General features: G+C 69.6%; 7 protein-coding genes (1 of these 7 only partly in view). 2 read left to right on the top strand and 5 right to left on the bottom strand.

Going from position 1 to position 6,233, the window contains the following annotated elements; all coding sequences use genetic code 11:
• Window positions 1-896, top strand: partial view of a lipopolysaccharide biosynthesis protein gene (locus F1C10_RS14090; RefSeq protein ID WP_185210266.1) — the 3' portion only. The gene continues 568 nt to the left of window position 1, outside the view; the window shows 896 of its 1,464 coding nt (coding positions 569-1,464); its start codon lies beyond the left edge, outside the window; it ends in the stop codon at window positions 894-896.
• 6 nt (window positions 897-902) lie between these two features.
• Here F1C10_RS14090 and F1C10_RS14085 read toward each other — a convergent pair whose 3' ends face one another.
• Window positions 903-1,331 carry a CBS domain-containing protein gene (locus F1C10_RS14085; protein WP_185207107.1) on the bottom strand — a complete coding sequence of 143 codons (429 nt, stop codon included), beginning with the start codon at window positions 1,329-1,331 and terminating at the stop codon, window positions 903-905.
• A 113-nt stretch (window positions 1,332-1,444) separates the two neighbouring features.
• On the opposite strand from F1C10_RS14085, the gene F1C10_RS14080 reads away from it, so the two are divergent.
• Entirely contained in the window at window positions 1,445-1,714 is a 270-nt protein-coding gene (locus tag F1C10_RS14080) for a hypothetical protein (RefSeq protein ID WP_307718242.1), read from the top strand.
• A gap of 74 nt (window positions 1,715-1,788) precedes the next feature.
• On the opposite strand, the gene F1C10_RS14075 is transcribed toward F1C10_RS14080, so the two are convergent.
• From F1C10_RS14075 to hisS, 4 genes are all read right to left on the bottom strand, one after another.
• Complete coding sequence (locus F1C10_RS14075; RefSeq protein ID WP_185207105.1) at window positions 1,789-2,796, bottom strand: DUF4167 domain-containing protein; 1,008 nt, start codon at window positions 2,794-2,796, stop codon at window positions 1,789-1,791.
• Window positions 2,797-3,056: 260 nt separating this feature from the next.
• Window positions 3,057-3,881: a peptide chain release factor N(5)-glutamine methyltransferase gene (prmC, locus tag F1C10_RS14070; protein ID WP_185207103.1), complete on the bottom strand. Its 825-nt coding sequence runs from the start codon at window positions 3,879-3,881 to the stop codon at window positions 3,057-3,059.
• Complete coding sequence (prfA, locus tag F1C10_RS14065; protein WP_185207101.1) at window positions 3,874-4,947, bottom strand: peptide chain release factor 1; 1,074 nt, start codon at window positions 4,945-4,947, stop codon at window positions 3,874-3,876. Before prfA ends, prmC begins: the two co-directional genes overlap by 8 nt.
• Window positions 4,944-6,191, bottom strand: coding sequence for a histidine--tRNA ligase (hisS, locus tag F1C10_RS14060; RefSeq protein ID WP_185207099.1), 1,248 nt, complete (start codon window positions 6,189-6,191; stop codon window positions 4,944-4,946). The genes prfA and hisS overlap by 4 nt, the downstream gene beginning before the upstream one ends.
• Window positions 6,192-6,233: the final 42 nt, after the last annotated feature.

The following is a 6,233-nucleotide window of genomic DNA, read 5'->3' as shown; positions in this document are numbered from 1 at the left end:
TGTTCGCCACGCGTGCGATCGGCATGACGGTCGCGGCACGATCGCTGATCTGGCCGTCGTTCGATTTTCGCGGCGCAGGCGCGCTGGCGCGGTTCGGCGGCATGATGGCGGCGGGGCAACTGTTCTGGTTCCTGCAGAGTCAGGTCGACGTGTTCATCGCCGGGCGCTACTTCACCGTTCACGATCTCGGCATCTACACGACCAGCCTGTTCCTCGCGCAGATCTTCGTGTCCAAGTTCGTGCCCCCGCTCAACGAAGTCGCCTTTTCCGCCTACGCGCGGATCCAGCACGATCGCGCCGCTACCGCAGCAGCCTTCGTCACCGGCGTGCGCATCGTCATGCTCGCCGCGCTGCCCTTCTACCTCGGGCTGGCTGCGACCGCCGAGCCGCTGGTGCTGACGATGCTGGGGGAGAAATGGGCCGCGGCGATATCGATCGTCCGGCTGCTCGCGCTCGCCATGCCGTTCATGACGCTGCAGGTGCTCTTCTCGCCCGCGTGCGACGCGCTCGGCCGTCCCGGCATCGGGGTGCGCAACGGCGCGACCGGCGCGCTGGTGCTCGGCCTTGCGTTTCTCATCGGCGTGAATTGGGGTGCGCGCGGGATCGCGGCGGCGTGGATCGTGGGCTATCCTGTCTATCTCGCGATCAGCTGCTGGCGATCGCTGCCCGTCATCGGGGCGCGGCTCGCCGACGTCGTGGCCGCCACCGCCCCGGCGCTGCTCGCCGCGATCGCGATGGCTGCCGTCGTCACGCTCGTGGACCGCGCGATCGTGCTGCCGCCCGCGCCGCGCCTCGCGCTGCTGGGGCTGATCGGCGCTGTCACCTACGCGGCGTGGCTCGTCACCTTCGCGCGCCCGACCGTGCGCCATACGCTGGCGCTGATCCGCAACCGCTGATCGGCGTCACGCCTGCTGGATATAGTCGCGCATCGCCGCGGCGTCCGCCTCGATCCGGTCGATGCGATGCTTGACGAGATCGCCGATCGAGACGATCCCGACCACCCGCCCGCCGTCCACCACCGGAAGATGCCGGATGCGCCGCCGCGTCATCAGCGAGAGCGCGCCGATCACCGAATCGTCGGGTGACACGGTCAACGCCGGTGCGGTCATCACGTCGCGCACCGCCCGGTCGAGCACCGCCGTGTCGCCGTCCTTCAGGCAGTAGATGACGTCGCGTTCGGAGAAGACGCCGCTGACGGCGCGCCCCTCGATCACCGGCACCGCGCCGATCCGCCGCGACGCCAGCAGCGCGATCGCACCGCGAACGGTCTCGTCGGGCGATACCGATACGATGTCGTGTCCCTTGGTGCGAAGGATTGCCGCGATGGTCATGGCCTCACTCCTCTCGTTCCGCCTCCCGGATCGTCGTGCGATCGCGTCGGCGCCACACGGCCCGGTCGGTCGCGCGACTGGAAGTCTGCGCGCTTTGCCGCCAGATGGGAAGCATGAGCCGGCTCGACGATCCAGAATATGCGCGCTTCGCCTGGCGGCGCTTCCGCCGCCTGCTCGGCTGGTCTGGGGCGATCGGCCTCGTTGCCTCGCTGCTCGCGGTGTGGCTGGTCGGGGAGGCCTATGGCGCGCTCGGCTGGGTCGCGACGCTGGCGATGATCGGCGGGGTGACGGGATCGGTGCTGATGGCCGGCGCGCTGATGGGGCTGACTTTTCTGTCGTCCGGCACCGGGCATGACGAGGCGATCGATCCCCGCGATCTGTGATCGTGACGCGGATACGAGAAGGGCCGGCTCCTCGCGGAACCGGCCCCTCTGCGAACATTGACCTGCCTGAACGATCAGCTGACCGTGCTGGTCTCCGGGCTCGTTTCCGGCGCGCTGGCCGGCGTACGGCGCCGCCGCGGCTTGGGAGCGGCCGGCGTATCCGCCGCATCCCCCGCTACCGCCGGCTCGGACGTGCCGATCGACGGCGGCAGGACGCTGCTGTCGAGTCCAAACTGCGTCTCAGACGCCACGATCTTGCGCGGACGGCCGCGCCGCTTGGGCGCCGCTTCCTCTGCGACCGGAACATTGCCGCCGTGCACCTGCAGTTCGGCCTCCCGGCCCGGTGCCGCACTCTCGACGCCGCCCTCGCCCATCACGCGCTCGTCGCGACGGCCCTCGTCACCACGCGGTGTGGCGAAACGACGCGCAGGCGCTGCCGCTCGCTGCTCGCCATCGTCGGCATCGCCGTAGCGCGCCTGGCGCTCCCGACCGGCATCGGCCTGGCGATTGTCGTCGCGCTGGCGATTGCCATCGGCCGGACGCTGACGATCGAACTGGCGCCCGCCTTCCTGCCGGCCACCGTCGCGCTGCCGCGACCCGTCGTACGGGCGACCGCCGTCGAACTGGCGCGCTTCCGACTGGCGACCTTCCTGCTGGCGGCTCTCGCCACGCCCCTCACCACGATTGCCGTCGCCACGGTTGCCGTCGCGTTCGCCACGCTCGTCGCCGCCACGGCCCTGCTCGTCGGCGCGGATCGGCTCACCCTCGTCACCGTAATCGTCGTCGCCGTCGAAATCGTTCTGCTGGCGGCGCGGCTGCTGATCTTCGTAGCGCCCACGCTGATCGGCGAGCACGCGAAAATAATGGTCGGCGAACTGCAGATAATATTCGGTGTTTACCCGATCGCCCTGGCGCTGCGCGTCCGAGGCCATGTTCTTGTACTTCTCGTACAATTGGCTGGCGTTGCCGCGCGCGCGGCTGTCGATCCGATTGCCGTTGTCACGCTGCCCCTGGCTGCTGCCACCCTGCGGCCGCTGCCCACCACGGCCGCGACGGCGACCGTTCTGACGGTTGTTGATCAAATTACTGTCCTCGTCCTCAAACCAAAACCGGCCATGCTCCCGGGATCATCGGTGCAACATTCCCCGGCCCGGTAGAGATCATGCGACGGCATGCCTCTGCCAGAGCCTGTCCCGGCCGCCGGACTGCAGCGGCTGATGACGAAGGGAGGGCAACCCGCCCAAAATTCAACCAACAGTGTTGATTTTGCGTGCCCCTGCCGCTGCCATAACGAGCGGCGGCTGTTTCTCAAAGAGAAATATTGTGGCGCGCTCGTGTCGTTTCAAGGCGTGACGACGAGGCAACGGTCGCGCTCGGCAAGATCGCGGCGGACGGTCACCGTCAGCCCTTCGGCACGAAACAGCGATGGCGCGGACTGGCCTTGGTCGGCGCCGATCTCGACGCACGCAACGCCCCCGGGCGCGATCTGCGGCCCCAACGTGGCCGCCAGCCGGCGATAATCGTCGAGCCCGTCGGCCCCGGCGAACAGCGCGCTCGCCGGCTCGTACCCCGCCACCTCATGCGGCAGCGCCGCCGCCGCCGCGATATAGGGCGGATTGCACAGGACGAGATCGAACCGTGCGCCCGTCCCCGTCCAGTCGCCCGCGTTGATCGTCGCCCGGCCGGGCGCGAGCCGCGCCGCGTTGCGCGCCGCCACCGTGATCGCCACCACCGACGCGTCGATGCCGACGCCGCTCGCGTGGGGCCATTGATCGAGCGCAGCGAGCAGCAGCGCGCCCGATCCCGTGCCGAGGTCGAGGATCGTGCGCGGACCCGGCGTGCCCGCGAAATGCTCCACGGCCGCTTCGATCAGCGTCTCGCTGTCCGGCCGTGGGATCAGCACGCCGGGCGCGACGTCGAGGTCGATCGTCCAGAAGGCGCGCGTGCCGGTGATATAGGCGAGCGGCTCGTGCCGCGCGCGCCGCTCGACCAGCGCGGCGAAGCCCGGCGGCGGCACGACGTCGCCGAGCGTCAGCAGCAGCCGCTCGCGCGTGATGCCCAGCGCATGCGCGAGCAACAGTTCGGCATCGAGCCGCGCGGTGGAGGAGAAGCCGAAGCGCGCCGCCGCCGCGTTCAGCGCCGCACGTGCGCCGCCCGCCTCACTCACTCAGGCTCGCCAGCCGCTCCGCCTCGTCCTGCGCGATCAGCGCGCCGATCAGCTCTGCCATGTCGCCCTGCAGGATTTCGGGCAGCCGATGCAGCGTCAGGTTGATGCGATGATCGGTCACCCGCCCCTGCGGGAAATTGTACGTCCGGATGCGTTCGGAGCGATCGCCGCTGCCGACCATCGACTTGCGCGCGCCGGCCCGCTCGGCGTGCAGCCGCTCGCGCTCCATCTCGTACAGCCGCGTGCGCAGCACCTTCAGCGCCTTGGCCTTGTTCTTGTGCTGCGACTTCTCGTCCTGCTGGATCACCGTCAGCCCGGTGGGAATGTGGACGATGCGCACCGCGCTGTCGGTGGTATTGACCGACTGGCCGCCGGGCCCGGACGAGCGATAGATGTCGATGCGCAGATCCTTGTCGTCGATCTGCACGTCGACGTCCTCGGCTTCGGGCAGCACCGCGACGGTCGCCGCGGAGGTATGGATGCGCCCGCCACTCTCCGTCACCGGCACGCGCTGCACGCGGTGGACGCCGCTCTCGAACTTCAGCCTGGCGAACACGCCTTGCCCGGTAACGCTGGCGACGACTTCCTTGTAGCCGCCCGCATCGCTCTCGGACGCGGAGATCAGCTCGACGCGCCAGCCCTGCCCCTCGGCATAGCGCTGATACATGCGGAACAGATCGCCCGCGAACAGCGCCGCCTCGTCGCCGCCCGTGCCTGCGCGCAGTTCGAGCATCGCCGAACGCTCGTCGGCGGCGTCGCGCGGCAGCAGCGCGAGTGCGAGCCGGCGGTCCGCCGCCTCCAGCGCCGCGCGATTGTCGCGCAGCTCGTCCGCCGCCATCGCGCGCAGTTCGGCGTCGGCATCCTCGGTCATGAAGGCGAGGCTTTCCGCCTCCTGCCGCAACCGCCGCACCTCCGCCGCCGCCTGCGCGACAGGCTCGAGCTCGGCATATTCCTTCGACACCGCGACGAAGCGGTCGCCGGGCAGATCGCCCGTAGCCATCTGCGCCGCGAGTTCGTCCCGCCGCGCCTCGATCTGGCGGATACGATCGAGCGAGATCGCGGTCATGCAAGAACGATCGACGGTAGCGCCGCCCGCACGGCGAGCACGTCCTGATCGGCGAGCGCGATGTTGCGCAAGCTGGCGTTCATCGCGTCGTCTCGCCGGCTGAGCGAGATCGTCGCTCCAGGCTTCGTCTTCAGCGCCCGATCGAAGCGTTTCTTGGGGCTCCCCGACACGAACGCTTCCGCCGCGATCCCGGAGCGGCGCAGCCGCGCGACCAGCTCGACGGCGGTGAGATCAAAGCCCGTGTCCTCGGACACGACGGCGACGACCTTTGAGGCGGCCTCGGGCTCCTCCAGCAGCATTGCCAGCCGCTCGACGCCCGCCGCCCAGCCAACCCCCGCCGTCGCCGGCCCGCCCAGGCTTTCGACCAGTCCGTCGTAACGCCCGCCGGCCAGCACCGTCCCCTGCGCGCCGAGCCGGTCAGTGACGAATTCAAACGCAGTGTGGCGATAGTAATCGAGTCCGCGCACCAGCCGCGCGTTGCGCTGCCACGCGACGCCGGCGGCGTCCAATCCCGCGGTCACCGCGTCGAAGAACGCGCGCGCCTCGGGCGTCAGATACGCGTCGATATCGGGCGCACTGTCGGCGATCGGGCGATCCTTCGGGTCCTTCGAATCGAGGATGCGCATCGGGTTCTTGTCGAGCCGCTTGAGGCTGTCCTCGCTCAGCGCGTCGCGATGCGCCTCGAAATGCGCCACCAGCGCCGCGCGCCACGCGTCGCGCGTCTCGGCATCCCCCAGCGTGTTGAGCTGCAGCGTCACGCCGTCGGCGATGCCCAGCTCGCGCAGCAACTGATCGGCAAGCGTCAACAGCTCGACGTCCGCCGCCGGCTCGGGCGCGCCCAGTATCTCGGCGTCGATCTGGTGGAACTGACGATACCGCCCCTTCTGCGGCCGTTCGTAGCGGAACACCGCGCCGCTCGTCGCGAGCTTGAGCGGCGCATATTGCTGCCACCCCTCGGTCAGATAGGCACGCGCGATCCCTGCGGTGAACTCGGGCCGCAGCGTCAGCGAATCCCCGCCGCGATCGGGAAAGGTGTACATCTCCTTCGACACGACGTCGGTCGTCTCGCCGATTGAGCGCGCGAATACTTCGGTCGCCTCGAACATCGGGATCTCGACGCGCTGGAAGCAATAGAGCCGGCGTACGCGATCGAACGTCTCGAGCACGCGCGCGAAGCGGCGCTCCTCGCTGCCGAAGATGTCCTGCGTGCCGCGCACGCGATTGGGGGTCTGGATACGCGCCATCGCGGCCGCATCTAGTCGCGCCCCGCGCCGCGCGCTAGCACC

Source organism: Sphingomonas sp. NBWT7 (assembly GCF_014217605.1).
Classification (GTDB): Bacteria; Pseudomonadota; Alphaproteobacteria; order Sphingomonadales; family Sphingomonadaceae; genus Sphingomonas.
Note: the sequence above shows the minus strand (reverse complement) of the source record. Positions and strands in the feature narration are given on the sequence as shown.

What these genes read in the sequence shown, in the direction of transcription:
- hisS (WP_185207099.1), bottom strand. Translation starts at nt 6,191, where the DNA reads ATGGCGCGTATCCAGACCCCCAATCGCGTGCGCGGCACGCAGGACATC.
- F1C10_RS14085 (WP_185207107.1), bottom strand. Translation starts at nt 1,331, where the DNA reads ATGACCATCGCGGCAATCCTTCGCACCAAGGGACACGACATCGTATCG.
- F1C10_RS14080 (WP_307718242.1), top strand. Translation starts at nt 1,445, where the DNA reads ATGAGCCGGCTCGACGATCCAGAATATGCGCGCTTCGCCTGGCGGCGC.
- prfA (WP_185207101.1), bottom strand. Translation starts at nt 4,947, where the DNA reads ATGACCGCGATCTCGCTCGATCGTATCCGCCAGATCGAGGCGCGGCGG.